The sequence below is a fragment of the Duganella radicis genome, assembly GCF_009720825.1.
Taxonomy (GTDB): Bacteria; Pseudomonadota; Gammaproteobacteria; order Burkholderiales; family Burkholderiaceae_D; genus Rugamonas; species Rugamonas radicis.
On record NZ_WNKY01000054.1, the window covers coordinates 1 to 16,649 of the forward strand.

Annotated in this window: 19 protein-coding genes; 6 read left to right on the top strand and 13 right to left on the bottom strand. The window is 64.2% G+C overall.

The genetic code is table 11. The features are described from left to right. The 8 genes from cpaB to GM676_RS32840 form a co-directional block, all read right to left on the bottom strand. On the bottom strand, positions 1 to 784 hold a 784-nt coding region (cpaB, locus tag GM676_RS27590; protein ID WP_155467479.1), incomplete at its 3' end, for a Flp pilus assembly protein CpaB. Then, positions 781 to 2,172 carry an ATP-binding protein gene (locus tag GM676_RS27595; RefSeq protein ID WP_229262896.1) on the bottom strand — a complete coding sequence of 464 codons (1,392 nt, stop codon included), beginning with the start codon at positions 2,170 to 2,172 and terminating at the stop codon, positions 781 to 783. The genes cpaB and GM676_RS27595, both read right to left, overlap by 4 nt. Positions 2,173 to 2,180: 8 nt before the next feature. Beyond that, positions 2,181 to 2,756 carry an A24 family peptidase gene (locus GM676_RS27600; RefSeq protein WP_155467480.1) on the bottom strand — a complete coding sequence of 192 codons (576 nt, stop codon included), beginning with the start codon at positions 2,754 to 2,756 and terminating at the stop codon, positions 2,181 to 2,183. A gap of 99 nt (positions 2,757 to 2,855) precedes the next feature. After that, positions 2,856 to 3,023: a Flp family type IVb pilin gene (locus GM676_RS27605; RefSeq protein WP_155467481.1), complete on the bottom strand. Its 168-nt coding sequence runs from the start codon at positions 3,021 to 3,023 to the stop codon at positions 2,856 to 2,858. A 123-nt stretch (positions 3,024 to 3,146) separates the two neighbouring features. Further along, complete coding sequence (locus GM676_RS27610; protein WP_155467482.1) at positions 3,147 to 3,269, bottom strand: Flp family type IVb pilin; 123 nt, start codon at positions 3,267 to 3,269, stop codon at positions 3,147 to 3,149. A gap of 185 nt (positions 3,270 to 3,454) precedes the next feature. After that, positions 3,455 to 3,622 carry a Flp family type IVb pilin gene (locus tag GM676_RS27615; protein WP_155467483.1) on the bottom strand — a complete coding sequence of 56 codons (168 nt, stop codon included), beginning with the start codon at positions 3,620 to 3,622 and terminating at the stop codon, positions 3,455 to 3,457. Between the two features lie 173 nt (positions 3,623 to 3,795). Then, positions 3,796 to 4,458 carry a response regulator gene (locus tag GM676_RS27620; protein ID WP_155467484.1) on the bottom strand — a complete coding sequence of 221 codons (663 nt, stop codon included), beginning with the start codon at positions 4,456 to 4,458 and terminating at the stop codon, positions 3,796 to 3,798. Positions 4,459 to 4,471: 13 nt separating this feature from the next. Further along, positions 4,472 to 6,151, bottom strand: a complete 1,680-nt coding sequence (locus GM676_RS32840; RefSeq protein ID WP_155467485.1) for a sensor histidine kinase — start codon at positions 6,149 to 6,151, stop codon at positions 4,472 to 4,474. Between the two features lie 196 nt (positions 6,152 to 6,347). Between GM676_RS32840 and GM676_RS27630 the strand changes: the two genes are divergently transcribed. The 3 genes from GM676_RS27630 to GM676_RS27640 are packed head-to-tail and all read left to right on the top strand — an operon-like array spanning position 6,348 to position 8,832. Continuing rightward, complete coding sequence (locus GM676_RS27630; protein ID WP_155467486.1) at positions 6,348 to 6,821, top strand: TadE/TadG family type IV pilus assembly protein; 474 nt, start codon at positions 6,348 to 6,350, stop codon at positions 6,819 to 6,821. Next, a complete protein-coding gene (locus GM676_RS31890; RefSeq protein ID WP_211923303.1) occupies positions 6,821 to 7,447 on the top strand; it encodes a TadE/TadG family type IV pilus assembly protein in 627 nt (208 codons plus the stop codon). The genes GM676_RS27630 and GM676_RS31890 overlap by 1 nt, the downstream gene beginning before the upstream one ends. A gap of 2 nt (positions 7,448 to 7,449) precedes the next feature. Then, on the top strand, positions 7,450 to 8,832 hold the full coding sequence (locus GM676_RS27640) for a VWA domain-containing protein (RefSeq protein ID WP_155467487.1): 1,383 nt from the start codon (positions 7,450 to 7,452) through the stop codon (positions 8,830 to 8,832). A gap of 1 nt (position 8,833) precedes the next feature. Here GM676_RS27640 and GM676_RS27645 read toward each other — a convergent pair whose 3' ends face one another. Both GM676_RS27645 and GM676_RS27650 read right to left on the bottom strand, forming a co-directional pair. Continuing rightward, positions 8,834 to 9,490 (bottom strand): DUF3108 domain-containing protein, encoded by a 657-nt coding sequence (locus tag GM676_RS27645; protein ID WP_155467488.1) that lies wholly within the window; start codon positions 9,488 to 9,490, stop codon positions 8,834 to 8,836. Positions 9,491 to 9,568: 78 nt separating this feature from the next. Continuing rightward, complete coding sequence (locus tag GM676_RS27650; RefSeq protein ID WP_155467489.1) at positions 9,569 to 10,468, bottom strand: LysR family transcriptional regulator; 900 nt, start codon at positions 10,466 to 10,468, stop codon at positions 9,569 to 9,571. Between the two features lie 105 nt (positions 10,469 to 10,573). On the opposite strand from GM676_RS27650, the gene GM676_RS27655 reads away from it, so the two are divergent. The 3 genes from GM676_RS27655 to GM676_RS32460 all read left to right on the top strand — a co-directional run bounded on the left by GM676_RS27655 (position 10,574) and on the right by GM676_RS32460 (position 13,983). Then, positions 10,574 to 11,428 (top strand): aldo/keto reductase family oxidoreductase, encoded by an 855-nt coding sequence (locus GM676_RS27655; RefSeq protein ID WP_155467490.1) that lies wholly within the window; start codon positions 10,574 to 10,576, stop codon positions 11,426 to 11,428. A gap of 227 nt (positions 11,429 to 11,655) precedes the next feature. After that, positions 11,656 to 13,236 (top strand): isocitrate lyase, encoded by a 1,581-nt coding sequence (locus GM676_RS27660; protein ID WP_155467491.1) that lies wholly within the window; start codon positions 11,656 to 11,658, stop codon positions 13,234 to 13,236. A 198-nt stretch (positions 13,237 to 13,434) separates the two neighbouring features. Continuing rightward, a complete protein-coding gene (locus GM676_RS32460) occupies positions 13,435 to 13,983 on the top strand; it encodes a PEP-CTERM sorting domain-containing protein (RefSeq protein ID WP_229262897.1) in 549 nt (182 codons plus the stop codon). A gap of 51 nt (positions 13,984 to 14,034) precedes the next feature. Here GM676_RS32460 and rng read toward each other — a convergent pair whose 3' ends face one another. The 3 genes from rng to rlmH are packed head-to-tail and all read right to left on the bottom strand — an operon-like array spanning position 14,035 to position 16,647. Further along, a complete protein-coding gene (gene rng, locus GM676_RS27670; RefSeq protein WP_155467492.1) occupies positions 14,035 to 15,501 on the bottom strand; it encodes a ribonuclease G in 1,467 nt (488 codons plus the stop codon). A gap of 44 nt (positions 15,502 to 15,545) precedes the next feature. Next, positions 15,546 to 16,166, bottom strand: a complete 621-nt coding sequence (locus GM676_RS27675; RefSeq protein WP_155467493.1) for a Maf family protein — start codon at positions 16,164 to 16,166, stop codon at positions 15,546 to 15,548. A gap of 10 nt (positions 16,167 to 16,176) precedes the next feature. Beyond that, entirely contained in the window at positions 16,177 to 16,647 is a 471-nt protein-coding gene (rlmH, locus tag GM676_RS27680) for a 23S rRNA (pseudouridine(1915)-N(3))-methyltransferase RlmH (protein WP_072789839.1), read from the bottom strand. Positions 16,648 to 16,649 lie beyond the last annotated feature (2 nt).

The following is a 16,649-nucleotide window of genomic DNA, read 5'->3' on the forward strand; positions in this document are numbered from 1 at the left end:
GTGCGGCGGCTACCGGTGGCGGTGCGGCCGGTGGCGGCGCTTCGGCGTTGCGCGCGATCGGCGCGGCCGGCGGCACGCCGTCCAGCAAGCTGCTCTTGGTCGCCCCTTCCGTATTGGCCGAATTCGGATCGATCTGATTGCGCAGCACCAGCGAGAGGGTGCCCACGCTGCGCGCCAGGTCCAGCTTCTCCACCTGCTCCGGCGTCAGCTCCAGCGTCACCGCGTTGACGACTTTCGGCTTGGTATCGTCGCGGTTGGATTCCTGCGCGATGGCCAGCACCAGTATGCGTTCCAGCACAATCTTGGAAATCGCCTGCTCGCGCACCGTGTGGTCGCCGCCGCTGTCGCTTTGCGTATTCACCAGAATGTCGACGTAATTGCCCGGCAGCGCAAAGCCGGCCACGCCCACCACATCGTTGACGCGCACCGTCATCGCGCGCTTGCCCTCGGCCACCACCGCCGACAGGCCGCCCGAGGTGCCGGCCGGCGCCAGCTTGCCCTCCGTGATCGGTTCGCCACGCTGGATATTGCTGCGCGTGATGCGGCCGTCCAGCGCTTTCGGATCGGTCATGGCGCCCGGCGGCACCGAACTGGCCGGCCAGTCCACCATGTGCACCAGTTCCGGCGTGATGCGCGCGCCCATGCTGATGTCGAGCAGCGCCACCGCCACCTTGTTGCTGTTGCTGGCGGACTGGCCGGCGATCCACTGGGCGGCGACCACCACCGCCGCCAGCGCCAGAAACAGCGCCACACCTATCATTGTCAGAGCACGGGTATTTCTCATCCTTGCCTTCCTTGGTTGAGCGGATTGGTTTGCGTGTCGCGGCGTTCGCGTTCCTTCTTCTGCTGTTCGGCGGCGACGCGTCGGGCGCCGGCGCCGGCAAAGTAGTTGTGCCAGGCCCAGTCCAGCGAGCGCTGGGTCAATGCGGGCGGCGTGCTCTCGTAGCGGGCCAGGTCGCGCACCTGGCGGATCAGGTCGCGCGGATAGCAGGCCAGCAACGGCGTCTCATCCTTGGCATGCAGGCCGCTCAGCAGGTAGTCAAAGGCGGCGGCGTCAAATGCGATGCCGTACTGCGCGCAGGCCTGGCGGAACAGCTGCTCATATTCGGCGGGCGATTGCGGCGGCACTTCGATCTTGTATCCCAGCCGGCGCAGGAAGGCGCCATCCGATAAGCGTTCCGGCAGGAAGTTCGACGAGAATACCACGACCACATCGAAAGGCACCTGGAAAACCAGACCAGTGTGCAACGAAAGATAATCGACGCCACGGTCCATCGGCACGATCCAGCGGTTCATCAATTCCAGCGGCGAGCAGCGCTGGCGGCCAAGGTCGTCGATGATGAAGATGCCGTTGTTGGCTTTCAAATGGGGAGGCGCCTGATACAGGCGCGTGTTGGGATCGAAGCGCAGGTCCAGCATCTCCAGCGTCAGCTCGCCGCCGGTGAGCGCGGTCGGGCGTTGCAGGCCGCGCACCCAGCGCGGATCGAGCGGACGCAGCAGCTCGCCGCCGTCCTCGGCCGGCGCCGCGCCGGAAAGCGGGCGGTGCTGCACCGGATCGTGGAACGGCACCACCTCGCCATCGATCATGATGGCGTAGGGCACGGCGATGGCGCCACGCAGCAGGCCGCACAGGCGCTCGGCCAGGAAAGTCTTGCCGCTGCCGGCCTGGCCGTAGATGAAAATCGCCCGGCCCGAATTCATGGCCGCGCCCAGCTGGTCCAGCACATGGGGGCTGGCCACCACGTCGTGGAAGGCGGCTTGCACATCGGCGCGCGTGACGTGCAGGTGGCGCACGCTTTGCGCCTCCATCTGCGCCACATAGGCGGCCAGCGTGACCGGCGCCGGGCCGGCGTAGGAATTGCGGTTGAGGCAGGCGATGGCGCGCTGCGTGCCGGCTTCCGTCAGGTGATAGGTGAGGTCGGCGTCGGTGCCGCTGTTGCCGCTGCGCGTGACTTCGCACAGCTTCTCGTTGCGCAGATGGGTGACCAGCGGCGTGATCACGCTGATGCTGAGTTTCACATGGCTAGCCAGTTCAGGCAGACGGACTTGTCCGCGCTGGAACAAGACCTTGGACAGCAGCTCGACCAGGAACAGAAACGGCAGGCCCGTTTCCTCCGTGGTGCGCGGGGCGCGCGCTTCGGCGGGGGATTCTGTCGTCTGCTGAGTGGTCATGGGGTCCTTTAAAAGAACAGGCTGCGTCCGCTGGACGCGCCCACGATCAGGTAGGGCGCGGCGCCGGCGGCGATCGCCACCGCGTACGGCAGGCGCCCGCTGGCGGCGGCCGGCGCATCCATCTTCGGCACCTCGCCCGCGAGCGAGCGCAGCATGCTGTACTTGATCATGTGCCAGGTGTTGTGCAGCATCACGCGCAGGCGGCCGTTGAAGCCGGCCACCACCAGCGCCAGCACGCCGCCGGCCAGCAAGGTCAGTAGCGTGATGCCAGCCACCGCGCCGGGGCCGACAAAGGCGCCGATCATGGCCATCAGCTTGACGTCGCCGGCGCCCAGCGCGCGCATGGCGTACATGGGCAGCAGCAGGCACAGCCCGACCGCCAGCCCGGCCAGCGCTTGCCACAGGCCGATGCCGCCAAAGACTTGTATGAAGAGACCGTCGCCGGAGGGCAACGCCGTATTCAGGAGCAGGCCCAGCAGGGCGCCGCCGAACACCAGGGCGTTGGGAATGCGGCGCGTGCGCAAATCGTTCCAGACAGCCAGCGCCAGCAGGAGGCACAGGATGAACAGGGGCAGCAGAGTCATGGGTCGCCTTATGAAAAGGAAACGGACGAGACTAGTGTATAGAAAATTTCCGGAACGGCGTGTACCGTTCCGGAAATTATTTTGTTGCTACTGCGTCGCTCAGGAGGATTTGATCAGGCCGGAGATGTAGGTCAGCGAAGCGGTGATCTTCGGTCCCAGGATGGCCAGGCCGGCGGTGACGGCGGCGGCGATGGCGGCGGCCATCAGGGCGTATTCGATGGCGGTGATGCCGTCTTCGTCGCGGATGAAGTGTTTGATTGCGTTCATGGTGAGCCTCGTGAAAGTTGGTTGAGTAAAGGGTTACTGCGTCAACTAAAACGGGGTTCGGGTTTTAGGTCTTGCGGCACTGCTGATGGAATGCATTGTACGCAGTGTGCTGCCGGTGTGCATTCATGTCCTGGCGCCCAGCAGCGCCAGGATGGCGATGATGACGATCACCGAAGCCAGCGCCGCAATCAATGCGTACTCCAGCAGCGTGGCGCCGTCGTCGTTACGGAGGAAAGAAATGCGCATTGGTGCTCCCGAGCTCGGACGGTGAGGTAAAGGCTTATTGTAGAGTTCGCATCAGGATTGCACATCGGACAAACCTCCCGATGTGGGATGACATTTGTCACGGTTTTTTCGCGGGCAAAAAAAATCCGGGACCGTGGTCCCGGATGAAGACTAACTAGGAGCTTACTACGAGGAGACTGTGCCTATCAGGACGACTTGATCAGGCCCGAGATATAGGTCAGCGAGGCGGTGATCTTGGGGCCGAGGACGGCCAGGCCGGCGGTGATGGCGGCGGCGATGGCGGCGGCCATCAGGGCGTATTCGATGGCGGTGATGCCGTCTTCTTCACGGATAAAGTTTTTGATTGCGTTCATGATGGACCTCGTTTCGTTTAAAGGGTTGAGAGCGTTTCGCGGCGACTTCAACTAAAACGGGGTCCGGGTTCTAGTACTGCTTGTGTGCTGCCGATGAAAGACATTCTACGCCCGCCGCTGTCACGCCACAGCGGACAAACGTCATTTTCTGTCGTGACATTTGTCACCGTTTGTCATGACACGCTGTGCTTGGTGGCGTAGACGTAGAGTTCCAGGCGGTTGGCCACGCCCAGTTTCTGGTAGATGGTGGTGAGGTTGTTGCGCAGCGTCGGTTCGGCGATGAAGAGTTTGGAGGCCAGCTCCTTGTTGGGCGCGCCGTTGCTCTCCACCACCACCGCCACGATCTTGCGCTCCTTGGGCGTGAGGGTGGCGATACGGGCAGCCTCCGGATCGGCCTTGGGCGCCGGCGCCGACAGCTGGCCCAGCAGGGCGTTCATCAGGGTCGGGTCGAGCACGGTCTCGCCGCGGTGCACGCTGCGGATGCCGTTCAGCACCACGTCGGCCGGCGCTTCCTTGCTGACCACGCCGCGCGCGCCCAGCCGCACCGCCTGCGTCAGCAAGCCCTGGTCGCGGTTGCCCGACAGGATCATCACCCGGGCCCCGCTCTGCTGCAACAGCTGCGGCAGGATCTCGATCGAGCTGCGCCCCTCCAGATCGAGGTCGAGCACGATCACGTCCGGCTTGAGCACGCTTGCCTGTTGCAAGGCGCTGTCGTTGTTGTGGGCGGTGCCGGCCAGCTGCAAGTCGCCGCCGCCGCCCTCGATCAGTTTTTCCAGTCCCCACAACATGGTTTTGTGGTCGTCCACCAGCATGATGCGGATAGGCGTAGCGCTCATGGTCTTGTCTCGGTTATACCGGAATGGCGATGCGCACCGCGGTCGCGCCGGGCGACGCGCAGTCGATCTCGATCGTGCCGCCCAGCGCGGCGGTGCGCTCGGCCAGCGATCCTGGCAGGAATGGGGCCGACGGACCTTCCGGGGTTTCGTTTTCGATGCGGATCCGCAGCTGGCCGTCAGCATTGCTCAGGCTGATCGTGCCGCTGCGGGCGCGGGTGTGTTTGCGTATATTGTGCATGCCCTCATTCACGAGCTGGAACACCTCGGCGGCCAACCGGTCACCGATGGTCAGGCCTTCCTCGGCCTGGATGCTGATCTGGATATCGTAGAACTCTTGCAGCTGCTGCGCCTGACGCCGCAAGGCCACCAGCAGCTCAGCGTCGGTCTGCGAGCCGCCGCGCCGCACATTGCGGGCGAACTGCCGCATATCGCCGATGACCTGGGTGGTCATGTCCAGCAGTTTATCAAGTTCGGCCGCGACGGGGTGATCCGATTGCACCGCGTGCCGCAGCGCGCTGATGCCGTGGCGCAGGCCGATATAGGGCTGGATGGTGGTGTCGTGCAAGTCGCGCGCGATTTTCTGCCGCTCGCGGAAGGCGGCGTCCGAGGCCAGGCGGTCCAGCAGCACGATGTTCTCGATCACTGGAAACACCTGCGCCGCCAGCTGTCGCAAGAACACGGCGTCGGCGCGGGTGAAGCGGTGCCGGTCCGACACCACGTAAATCCGTCCCTCGCCCTTGCGCAAGGGCAGCGGCGCGCTGACGAAGGAGCTGGCGTCGAGCAAGTCGATCAGCTGTTCCACCGTGTCCGGCGCCAGCGGCCGCCAGCGCGTCTCGCCCGGCACGCGGGTGCGCGCCTCCAGCGTGCCCGGCAGGCGCGCATGCAGCGCCGCCGCGTATTGCACCAGCGCCTGCGGCGCAAACACCAGCAACGGCGCGGCGGCCGCCTCGGGTAAACGCGACAGCGAGGCGCGGCCGCCCGCCACGCCGGCCGAGTGCAGCTGCCACAGCTCGTCGCCGGCGTTGCGCATCAGCAGCAGGCAATTGCTGGCATGGTAAAAGTCGCGCGTCTGCGTCAGCATGGTGGCGATGGTCTGGTCGACGCCGAAGCGCGGATTGGACAGGCGGCTGACGTCGCGCAGCAGGCGCAGGCGGCGCCGCTGCGCCAGCCCCATGCCGCCCCAGTAGGCGATCATGTAGCCCAGCGCCAGCACGAAGGCGGTGCGCAGCAGCAGGTGGCCGTGGTTGATGTTGCTGTCGGTGAGCCAGGTGGCCAGCGCCAGCGCCGCCGTCGCCCCCAGCGTGATGCGCGCGCCCTCGTCGAAGCCCCACTGGAACGAGGCGGTCAGGATCACAAAGAAAAAGAAGGGGAAGAAGAAGCTGTTGCCGCCACCGGTGCAATACACCATCAGCGCATACCAGCCGAGGTCGATCCAGTACACCGCCTTGCCGTGCCAGAACGGCGTGCGGTGGCGGCGCGCCACCAGCAGCAAGGTCAGGCTGTGCAGCAGGTAGCCGCCGAAGATCAGTGAGCTGAGCAGGCTGCGTTCGCCGTGGCGGTTGCCGAGGTCGCCGGGAGCGACAAACAGCGTCAGGATGGCGGTCAGCGCCAGCACCAGGCGCATGACGAATACCATCGAGGCGCCGGTGGCGTCGCCGCGTCCCTGGGCGGTGCTGGAGGTCTCTGCTATCACTGCCGTGTCTCCGCATACAAGCAAACTAAACGAAATAGCGTTTCGATAGTTGTTGCTAACGCAATCGAGTCTACGCATACAGCGCTGCAATGTCTAGCCGGAGCGTGATACGCTGCCAGGTGTACGCATGTGTTTGATGCCTTTTACGAAAATTAAATCGCCTGTGCTTCCCTCACCGTATCACGGACACAACACCATGAAAGTGCCCGCATTCCTGCGCCGCCAGCGCGGCTCGGCCGTCGTTGAAATGGCCATCATCGCGCCCATCGCCTTCCTGCTGCTGATCGGCGTGATCGAGTACAGCATTCTGTTCTACACCACGCTGACCATGCAGTACGCGGTGCGCGAAGGCGCGCGCTACGCCATCACCGGCCGCACCGACAAGGACCCGGCCGCCAGCAACCAGCAGCGCTACCTGGCGGTGGTGCAGCAGATCAGGAACAGCTCGATGGGCATGTTCGACACCGTCAACCCGGTCATCTCGGTCAACAACACCACCTACGCCAGCACCAGCGCCTACAGCGCCAATATGTTCGGCAGCCCCGGCGACATCGTGGTGCTGCGGCTGGACTGCACCTGGAAGCTGGCCACGCCGCTGCTGGCGGTGTTCTTCCCCAACGGCGAGTACAAATTCACCGTGGCCGCCACCATGCAGAACGAGGCCTTCTGATGCGCGCGCGCCGCGGCCGCCCTCAGCGCCAGCGCGGCATCGCCGCCGTCGAGTTCGCGCTGCTGCTGCCGATCCTGCTGTTGCTGTTCATCGCCCTGATCGATGTGGCGCGCGCGCTGCAAGCCAATATGATCATCATCAACCTTGGCCGCGAGGGCGCCAACCTGGCCTCGCGCGGCAAGCTGCAACTGTCGGAAAACGCCCAGGCCATCATCGGCCAGTTGGCGGCCTCGGCGCCGCCGCTCGACATGACCAAGCTGGGCATGATCTACATCACCCGCATCATGGGCTCGACCAGCAACGGCGTCACCAAGAGCGTGGTGCTGGAGCAGTACCGCTGGGACGACAGCGTCAACAACCGCGGCTTCCGCGTCAGCGGCTATGGCCCCGGCAGCAAGATCTGGAGTTGCGGCAACTGGGCCAGCGGCACCGCCGGCACCTGCCTGGTCCCGAGCGGCAACAGCGCGCCCTCGGTGGCGCTGATGAGCGGCCAGTTGCTCGACGGCGAAGTGATCTACGTGGTGGAAGTGTTCTACAAGTTCAACATGCTGTTCCAGACCTTTAGCTTCGGCAGTTTCAGCACGCCGACGCTGGGCCCGGACTTTTACTCGATGACGGTATTCTGACCATGCGCAACCGGCACAATTTGCACGCACAACGCGGCGGCATCACCGTGATGGTGGTGATTTCCCTGACCACCTTGCTGGCGGTGGTGGGGCTGGCCTTCAGCGCCGGCCTCAGTTACATGGTCAAGTCCAAACTGAACGCCGCCACCGACGCCGCCGGGCTGGCGGCCGCGCGCGCCATCAGCAACGGCGCCAATCAGACCGAGCAGATCGCCAACGCCAAGGCCGCCGGGCAGCGCTTCTTTGCCGCCAACTTCCCGCCCAATTACCTGATGTCGACCGCCACCCTGAACGACATCAATGTGGTGTTCAACACCAGCGAGGTGACCATCACCGTCAGCGCCTCGGCCACCATGCCGACCGCGTTGTTTGGTGGCTTCGCCACCGGCCCGCTGTCGCCGGGCGTGCTGACCGAAACCAGGCGCAAGGACCTGGACATGGTGGTGGTGCTGGATACCTCGGGCTCGCTGTCCGGCTCGGCCGCCAATGTGCGCAGCTCGGCGCAGACCTTCCTCAACCAGTTCAACGTCGAGCGTGACCGCGTGGGCTTGCTGCACTTTTCCTACGGCGCGATTATCGACGACCCGATCCGTCCGATCGCGCGCGGCTTCGACCGCGCCAGCATGAACACCCACATCAAGGCCTACAGCTTCACCGGTTCCACCGCCTCGCCGGAAGGCATGTACGCCGCGCGCGAGCAGATCAACAGCGTGCCGACCACCAACAACAACCGCTCCAACCTGCGGGTGATCGTGTTTTTCTCGGACGGCGCGCCCAACTCGTTCGGCACCACGCTCAAGTGGAACAGCAGCGGCGACTGCAAGGATAACAAGAACCTGCCGATCGCCGGCACCATCGCCACCGATGACGATGGCTCGGGCACGCCGACCGGGCTGTATTATCTGGACCGGCAGTCGGACGACATCGGCGGCACCTGCACCCCGGCCGACCTCACCAAGAAAGCGTCGGCCCTGCCGGACTGGTACAACGCCCACAACACCCAGACCAACACCTGGAACGACCCGGCGGCGCCGCGCGAATTTCCGATCGTGACCGCCTCGCCGCGCGTGGTGACCAGCGACATCACCTACCGCAACGTCAACCGCGCCGCCCGCAACCTGGTGGAGGCGATGGCGGCCAAGTCGCGCGACGAGGGGATTTATGTGTTTACGCTGGGCTTGGGTTCGGCCCTGAAAGCCGGCACCGGCGCCGATGGGGAAAAGGGCGAGGACACCCTGAAATGCATGGCCAACGCCACCGATGCGCCGGCGCGCTGCTTCAACGCCGCCAAGCCGGTCGGCGTGTACTGCTACGCCGCCACCCAGGCCGACCTGACGCCGTGCTTCTCCAAGCTGGCGTCGGCCATCCTGCGCATCTCGAAATGAGTTACTGCTTGCGCACGTAGGTGGTCAGTTCCCAGCTGTCGCGGTTGTACAGCCGGCCCTGCCAGTCGGTGTCGCGATAGTCCAGCTTGACGAAGTTGTTGATCTCGGGGACGAACCACACGGTCTCGGTCAGCTGGCCGCTGCCATTTTTGGTGAAGGCGTCCTCGGCGCTGTAGGTGGCTTCCACCACGATTTTCAGGGCGTCGAACTCGCCGGCCGGCACCCGTACTTTTTCCCAGTCCAGCACCTTGCCCTTGATGTGATAGCGCCAGTTCTTGCCCTGCTTGGGATTGTTGCCGGTGACGTCGCTGCTCCATTCCTTGCCCGGCGCCAGCGGGAAGGCGTAGCGCGCGAACGACGGTGCGAAGTGCATGCTGCCGCGGTCGATGGGGTTCATCTCCGGGCTGAACAACTGGGTCGAGAGCAGGGCGCCGCTGGCTGCGCGGCGGATGTCCACATGGACACCGGCCTCGTCGATGGCGGCCACCTCGATGCGGTTGACGTTGCCCTTGGCGCCTTTCCAGACATCGGTATATTGATACGTCCACGAATCGCCGATGGCCGGCGCCGGCGGCGGCACCGATTCATGGGTGCCCGCCCGCGCCAGCGCGCACGGCAGGATGAAACAGAGCACTGCAAACTTCCGTTTGATGGTCATGCTGTCTCCTTTGTTGTGATTTGTGCATTGACTATATCGCCAACATTGAAAGAGTGCTAGCGGCAGTGCAGCAAAGTTTCACCAGCGCATGGCCTGGATAAAATCGACGAAGGCGCGCAAGGGCGCCGGCAGGTAGCGCCGGCCCGGGTAGTACAGCATCGGCCCCTCGAACGCCGGCCACCAGCGCTCCAGCACCGGCGTCAGTTCGCCACGCTCGAACCAGGGCTGGAGCCAGTCTTCGAACAGATACACCAGCCCGGCGCCAGCCACCGCCGCCTCGACCTTCAGATCGGCCGCCGCGCCGAGGTTGACGATCAGCGGGCCGTCCGGTTCGATCAGCACCTTCTTGCCTTTGTGCTCGAACTCCCACGGCGGCATGGCGCCGCTGGAGAAGCGGCCGCGCAGGCAGATGTGGTGCAGCAGGTCCTGCGGCTTGTTCGGCGTGCCGTGCGCTTGCAGATAGGCCGGGGCGGCGGCCAGGGCGAAGCGCTGCCGGCGCGGGCCGATGGGCGTGGCCACCATGTCCTGCTCCATGCGCTCGCCGTAGCGGATGCCGGCGTCGCAGCCGCTGCGCAGCAGGTCGACGAAACTGTCGTCGACCATCACTTCCACCGTGATGTCCGGATAGGCGCGGTGGAAGGCCGGCAGGATGCGCGGCAGCACCAGCTTCGATGCGCTGACCGGCACGTTCAACCGCAGCCGCCCGGCGGGGCGCTCGCGGAAGCCGTTGACCACGTCCAGCGCGGTTTCGACCGCGTCGAGCGCCGGCGTCAGTTGCTCCAGCAGGCGCTGGCCGGCGTCGGTGGCGGCCACGCTGCGGGTGGTCCGGTGCAGCAGGCGCACCCCCAGTCCCGCCTCCAGCCGCCGCACCGCCTCGCTCAGTTGCGAGGCGCTGCCGCCGGTCTTGCGCGCCGCTTCGCGAAAGCCGCCATGCCGCGCCACGGCGACGAATGCGCCCACGTCCTGTAAATCCGCCATGTCCGATTGTCCTGTTTTCAGCACAAGCTGTGCCATTGCCATGTATTGTCGCACAGCGCCTGGCCTCCTAGACTGTGCCCATCAACCCGTCTACAGGAGAAACAAATGTCTACCTTCCAACTTGGTGACCTGACCGTTAATCGCATGGGCTATGGCGCCATGCAGCTGGCCGGACCGCACGTGTTCGGTCCGCCGAAGAACCGCGAGGAGGCGCTGGCGGTGCTGCGCGAAGCGGTGGAGAGCGGCGTCAATCATATCGACACCAGCGACTTTTACGGCCCGCACATCACCAACCAGTTGATCCGCGAAGCGCTCCATCCTTACCGCGATGATCTGACCATCGTCACCAAGGTCGGCGCGCTGCGCGGCGCCGATGCCGCCTGGCTGCCGGCGCAGTCGCCGCAGGCGCTGGAGGCGGCCGTGCACGACAACCTGCGCAACCTGGGCCTCGATGTGCTGGATGTGGTCAACATGCGCCTGATGCTTGATGTGATGGGCCCGGCCGAAGGCGATATCGAGCCGCACATCACCGCGCTGGCCGGCTTGCAGCAGCGCGGCCTGATCCGCCATATCGGCCTCAGCAACGCCACCGCGCGGCAAGTCAGACAGGCGCGCGGCATCGCCAGCATCGTCTGCGTGCAGAACCAGTACAACCTGGTGCATCGCGGCGACGACGCGCTGATCGATGAACTGGCTGCGCAGGGCATCGCCTACACGCCGTTCTTCCCGCTGGGCGGGTTCTCGCCGCTGCAATCGGGCATCCTGGCCGAGGTGGCTGCCGAACTGGACGCCACGCCGATGCAGACCGCGCTGGCCTGGCTGCTGCAACGCGCGCCCAACATCCTGCTGATCCCCGGCACCTCGTCGCAGGCGCACCTGCGCCAGAACCTTGCAGCCGGCAAGCTGGTGCTGCCGGCGCAGGCGGTGCGGCGCTTGAATAGTGTGGTTACCTCGGCATAAGAAAAGTCGTTTCATATCATGGGATGCGGCATGGTGGGCTGCCGCATCTTTTTTCTCATTTTTTGAAAAGTCGTTTTATATACCGAAAAATATGATCTATCTATTTGAAAAATAACGAATAAATTTAAGTTATGTGTCTTATATAAGACTTGGTGCGACGCATCAGAATGGCCTACTATTTAGTCATGCGGTTTAGCTTATTCGTGTTTTTACTTTAGGAGATCAAAATGTCCCAATATCAAGACGACATCAAGGCAGTGGCAACGCTGAAAGAGCAACAAGGTGCGGCCTGGAACGCCATCAATCCCGAATCGGCTGCCCGCATGCGCGCGCAGAACAAATTCAAGACCGGCCTGGACATCGCCAGGTACACCGCCAAGATCATGCGCGCCGACATGGAAGCCTATGACCAGGATCCGTCGAAATACACGCAGTCGCTGGGCTGCTGGCACGGTTTCATCGGCCAGCAGAAAATGATCTCGATCAAGAAGCACTTCAACAGCACCGACCGCCGCTACCTCTACCTGTCGGGCTGGATGGTGGCCGCGCTGCGCTCCGAGTTCGGCCCGCTGCCTGACCAGTCGATGCACGAAAAAACCGCCGTCTCGGCGCTGATCAAGGAGCTGTACACCTTCCTGCGCCAGGCCGATGCGCGCGAACTGGGCGGCCTGTTCCGCCAGCTGGACGCCGCCCCGGCCGCTGAAAAAGCCGCCATCCAGGCCAAGATCGACAATCACGTCACCCACGTGGTGCCGATCATCGCCGACATCGACGCCGGCTTCGGCAACGCCGAGGCGACCTACCTGCTGGCCAAGCAGTTCATCGAGGCGGGCGCCTGCTGCATCCAGATCGAAAACCAGGTGTCGGACGAGAAGCAGTGCGGCCACCAGGACGGCAAGGTCACCGTGCCGCACGAGGACTTCCTGGCCAAGATCCGCGCCATCCGCTACGCCTTCCTGGAGCTGGGCGTGGACGACGGCATCATCGTCGCCCGCACCGACTCGCTGGGCGCCGGCCTGACCAAGCAGATCGCCGTCACCACCACCCCGGGCGACCTGGGCGACCAGTACAATTCCTTCCTGGATTGCGACGAAGTGTCGGCCGACGCGCTGGGCAATGGCGACGTCATCATCAAGCGCGACGGCAAGCTGCTGCGTCCGAAACGCCTGCCAAGCAATCTGTTCCAGTTCCGTCCGGGCACCGGCGAGGCGCGCTGCGTGCTGGACTGCATCACTTCGCTGCAAAACGGCGCCGACCTGCTGTGGATCGAAACCGAGAAACCGCACATCGGCCAGATCGGCGGCATGGTCAGCGAGATCCGCAAGGTCATCCCGAACGCCAAGCTGGTGTACAACAACAGCCCGTCGTTCAACTGGACCCTGAACTTCCGCCAGCAGGCTTACGACACGATGAAGGCCGCCGGCCAGGACGTGTCGAACTACGAGCGTTCGCAACTGATGAGCGTGGAGTACGACGACACCGTGCTGGCCAAGGTGGCCGACGAGAAGATCCGCACCTTCCAGGCCGACGCCGCCCGCGAAGCCGGCATCTTCCATCACCTGATCACGCTGCCGACCTACCACACCGCCGCGCTGTCGACCGACAACCTGGCCAAGGACTACTTCGGCGACCAGGGCATGCTGGGCTATGTGGCGGGTGTGCAGCGCAAGGAAATCCGCCAGGGCATTGCCTGCGTCAAGCACCAGAACATGTCCGGCTCGGACATCGGCGACGACCACAAGGACTACTTCAGCGGCGAAGCGGCGCTGAAAGCGGCCGGCAAGGACAACACCATGAACCAGTTCTAAGCAGCAACATTGCACTGCAACAAGCCCGCCACCCAGGCGGGCTTTTTTTGTTGTTTTGAGGTAAAAATTCTTATTTTTCTTGCACTCAAAATCAACCGATGGTATTGTTACTCATCAAATAGGCGCAGTGATAATCTGCAACCCAACCACCAGACCGGAGAAATTATGTCTCTCAGCAAAACTTTCGTAGTCGGCCTCATGCTCGCAGCCACGGCGTCTTACGCTTCCGCAGCAAAAAATCCTGCTCCTGTCGTATCGTCGGGCTGGGTAGAGCTGACGGCACCAACCACTATCGCCCTGAGCGGCAGCGCAACCGGCTTCACCTACACCCCGACGGCCGCCACCGTTTTTGTGTATGACAGCGGCAACCCTGCGGGTGGCCAAGGCACGGACAAAATCGAAACGCTGGTGGAATCGCTGTTCAGCCTGCCGTCGACCGGCACCGGTTCGCTGAAGCTGACCGGCTTTGACGATCTGAGCAACGGTAAATCCGGCAGCTTTAACGTGACCTCCAGCTCCAGCTTCGACTATCTGGCCGTTCACTACGGCGGCGGCGAGCTGGTGTTCCACTGGAACACCCCGGTCGCGGCCAACTCGCTGTTCACCTTCACCGGCCTGCCGAACGGCATCAGCAACTACCGCGCCTTCTCGACCATTTCGGCCGTGCCTGAGCCATCGACCTACGGCATGCTGCTGGGCGGTCTGGCCCTGATGGGTGTGGTTGCCCGTCGCCGCGCCCGCAAGTAAGCGCCGCGCGCTCAATAACAAATGCCCGCTGAGCGGGCATTTTTTTCGTCCTTACATCAGGATCACGTCGTACTGTTCCTGATGGTAGCTGTTCTCCACCTGGAGCGAAATCTTCTTGCCGATGAAGTCGCCCAGCATGGCGAGGTGTTGCGATTCCTCTTCCAGGAACATGTCCACCACCTCCTGCGAGGCCAGGATGCGGAATTCGCGCGGGTTGAACTGCTTGGCCTCGCGCAGCAGCTCGCGCAGGATTTCGTAGCAGATGGTGCGCGACGTCTTGACCTGGCCGCGGCCGTTGCAGGCCGGGCAGGGCTCGCACAGGATGTGGGCCAGCGATTCGCGCGTGCGCTTGCGCGTCATCTCCACCAGTCCCAGCGCCGAGAAGCCGCTGACCGACACCTTGGTGCGGTCGCGCGACAGCGCCTTCTTCAATTCCGTCAGCACCGCGTTGCGGTGCTCGGTGTTTTCCATGTCGATGAAGTCGAGGATGATGATGCCGCCCAGGTTGCGCAGCCGCAGCTGGCGCGCGATGGCGTGCGCCGCCTCCAGGTTGGTCTTGAAGATGGTGTCGGCGAAATTGCGCCCGCCGACAAAGCCGCCGGTGTTGACGTCGATGGTGGTCATGGCCTCGGTCTGGTCGACGATCAGGTAGCCGCCCGACTTGAGGTCGACGCGCCGGCCCAGCGCGCGCAGGATTTCCTCCTCCACGCCGTACAGGTCGAACAGCGGACGCTCGCCGGTGTAGTGATGAAGACGCGGCAGCACGCCCGGCGTGTAAGCCTTGCCGAATTCCTGCAAGTTGACGTAGTTCTCGCGCGAGTCGACCTGGATGGTGGCCGTCTCGTCGTGCACGAAGTCGCGCAGCACGCGCTGGGCCAGGCTCAGGTCCTGATGCAGCAGGGTGGTGGCCGGTTTGGTGCGGGCGCCATGGGTGATGGCGGCCCAGGTCTTGCGCAGGTATTCGATGTCGGCGGCGATGTCGGAATCGGACGCTTCCTCGGCCTGCGTGCGCACGATGTAGCCGCCTTTTTCCTCCGGCGGCAGCAGGCTTTGCAGGCGCGTGCGCAGCGCTTCGCGGTCGGCTTCCTTTTCAATCTTTTGCGAGATGCCGATATGGCCGTCCTGCGGCAGGTAGACCAGCATGCGGCCGGCGATCGAAATCTGGGTCGACAGGCGCGCGCCCTTGGTGCCGATCGGGTCCTTGATGACCTGCACCGTCAGCACCTGGCCGTCGAACAGGATTTTCTCGATCGGCGTGGGCGCGGCGTTGTTGCCGCCGTCGTGGGGACGGGCTTCCCAGATGTCGGCCACGTGCAGGAAGGCCGCGCGTTCCAGGCCGATGTCGATAAAGGCCGACTGCATGCCGGGCAGCACGCGCACCACCTTGCCGGAATAGACGTTGCCGGCCAGTCCGCGCGTGAGGGTGCGTTCGATGTGGAGTTCCTGCACGGCGCCCTGCACGATGAGGGCGACGCGGGTTTCCTGCGGCGTGATATTGATCAGGATATCTTCATTCATGCCCCGATGATACACGGCCGAAGTCTGGCACGCCACCAAGGCGGCTAGGGGAGCGGCAAACCTGCCTGACGCAAGAGTTGCACGGTTTCGAAGATGGGCAGGCCCATGATGCCGGAATGGCTGCCGGAGATGTGCTCGATGAACTGCGCCGCCGGGCCCTGGATGCCGTAGCCGCCGGCCTTGTCGTACGGCTCGGACGAGGCGCAATAGGCCGCGATGGCGGCCGGCGACAGCACGCCGAAACGCACCTCCGACACCTGCGTGACCTGGCCCGCGAAGTCGGCCGAGGCCACCGCGATGGAGGTCAGCACCTGGTGCGTGCGGCCCGACAGCTGTTGCAGCATGGCCGTGGCCTCGGCCGGATTGGCCGGCTTGCCGAGGATGGCGCCATCGATGGTGACGGTGGTGTCGGCCGACAGCACCGGACGCGGCGCCATGCGGCGCCGGGTCACCAGGTCGGCGGCGAACTTGGCTTTTTCCAGCGCCACGCGCGCCACGTAGTCGAGCGGCGCCTCGCCGGGATGGACTTCCTCGGTCACGTCCGGCCCGCGCGGGCCGTCGCTGCGCAGCAGCAGCAATTCAAAATCGATCCCCACCTGGCGCAGCAGTTCGCGCCGGCGCGGGCTTTTGGAAGCAAGGTAAATCTTCTTGTCGACCGGTTTCATATGATTGTTGTTAGACGCGGTGATAAGGGTGGTTCTGCGTAATGGTCCAGGCACGGTACAGCTGCTCGGCCAGCATCACCCGCACCATACCATGCGGCAGGGTCATGCTGGAAATCCGGATCAAGCCTTCCGCGCGCGCCTTCAGGGCCGGATCGAGGCCGTCGGCGCCGCCGATCAGGAAGGCGGTGTCGCGGCCGTCCTGCTGCCAGGCCTCCAGCTGCTGCGACAGACCCACCGAGGTGAGGTCCTTGCCGCGTTCATCGAGGGCGATGATGCGCACCGATTTCGGCAGCGCCGCCTCGATGCGCTCGCGTTCGAGCGCCATCGCGGTGGCGGCGGTCTTGCTGCCGGAACGCTCGACCGGCTTGATCTCTTTCAGCACGATCTTTAGTTCCGGCGGCATGCGCTTCACATACTCGGCGTAGCCGGTTTCTATCCAGGCCGGCATCTTGTGGCCGACCGCAGCGATGATCAGCTGCATGG

Coding starts and splice junctions, on each gene's coding strand:
- GM676_RS27595 (WP_229262896.1), bottom strand. CDS start 2,172: ATGACCACTCAGCAGACGACAGAATCCCCCGCCGAAGCGCGCGCCCCG.
- GM676_RS27600 (WP_155467480.1), bottom strand. CDS start 2,756: ATGACTCTGCTGCCCCTGTTCATCCTGTGCCTCCTGCTGGCGCTGGCT.
- GM676_RS27605 (WP_155467481.1), bottom strand. CDS start 3,023: ATGAACGCAATCAAACACTTCATCCGCGACGAAGACGGCATCACCGCC.
- GM676_RS27610 (WP_155467482.1), bottom strand. CDS start 3,269: ATGCGCATTTCTTTCCTCCGTAACGACGACGGCGCCACGCTGCTGGAG.
- GM676_RS27615 (WP_155467483.1), bottom strand. CDS start 3,622: ATGAACGCAATCAAAAACTTTATCCGTGAAGAAGACGGCATCACCGCC.
- GM676_RS27620 (WP_155467484.1), bottom strand. CDS start 4,458: ATGAGCGCTACGCCTATCCGCATCATGCTGGTGGACGACCACAAAACC.
- GM676_RS27630 (WP_155467486.1), top strand. CDS start 6,348: ATGAAAGTGCCCGCATTCCTGCGCCGCCAGCGCGGCTCGGCCGTCGTT.
- GM676_RS31890 (WP_211923303.1), top strand. CDS start 6,821: ATGCGCGCGCGCCGCGGCCGCCCTCAGCGCCAGCGCGGCATCGCCGCC.
- GM676_RS27640 (WP_155467487.1), top strand. CDS start 7,450: ATGCGCAACCGGCACAATTTGCACGCACAACGCGGCGGCATCACCGTG.
- GM676_RS27645 (WP_155467488.1), bottom strand. CDS start 9,490: ATGACCATCAAACGGAAGTTTGCAGTGCTCTGTTTCATCCTGCCGTGC.
- GM676_RS27650 (WP_155467489.1), bottom strand. CDS start 10,468: ATGGCGGATTTACAGGACGTGGGCGCATTCGTCGCCGTGGCGCGGCAT.
- GM676_RS27655 (WP_155467490.1), top strand. CDS start 10,574: ATGTCTACCTTCCAACTTGGTGACCTGACCGTTAATCGCATGGGCTAT.
- GM676_RS27660 (WP_155467491.1), top strand. CDS start 11,656: ATGTCCCAATATCAAGACGACATCAAGGCAGTGGCAACGCTGAAAGAG.
- GM676_RS32460 (WP_229262897.1), top strand. CDS start 13,435: ATGCTCGCAGCCACGGCGTCTTACGCTTCCGCAGCAAAAAATCCTGCT.
- rng (WP_155467492.1), bottom strand. CDS start 15,501: ATGAATGAAGATATCCTGATCAATATCACGCCGCAGGAAACCCGCGTC.
- GM676_RS27675 (WP_155467493.1), bottom strand. CDS start 16,166: ATGAAACCGGTCGACAAGAAGATTTACCTTGCTTCCAAAAGCCCGCGC.
- rlmH (WP_072789839.1), bottom strand. CDS start 16,647: ATGCAGCTGATCATCGCTGCGGTCGGCCACAAGATGCCGGCCTGGATA.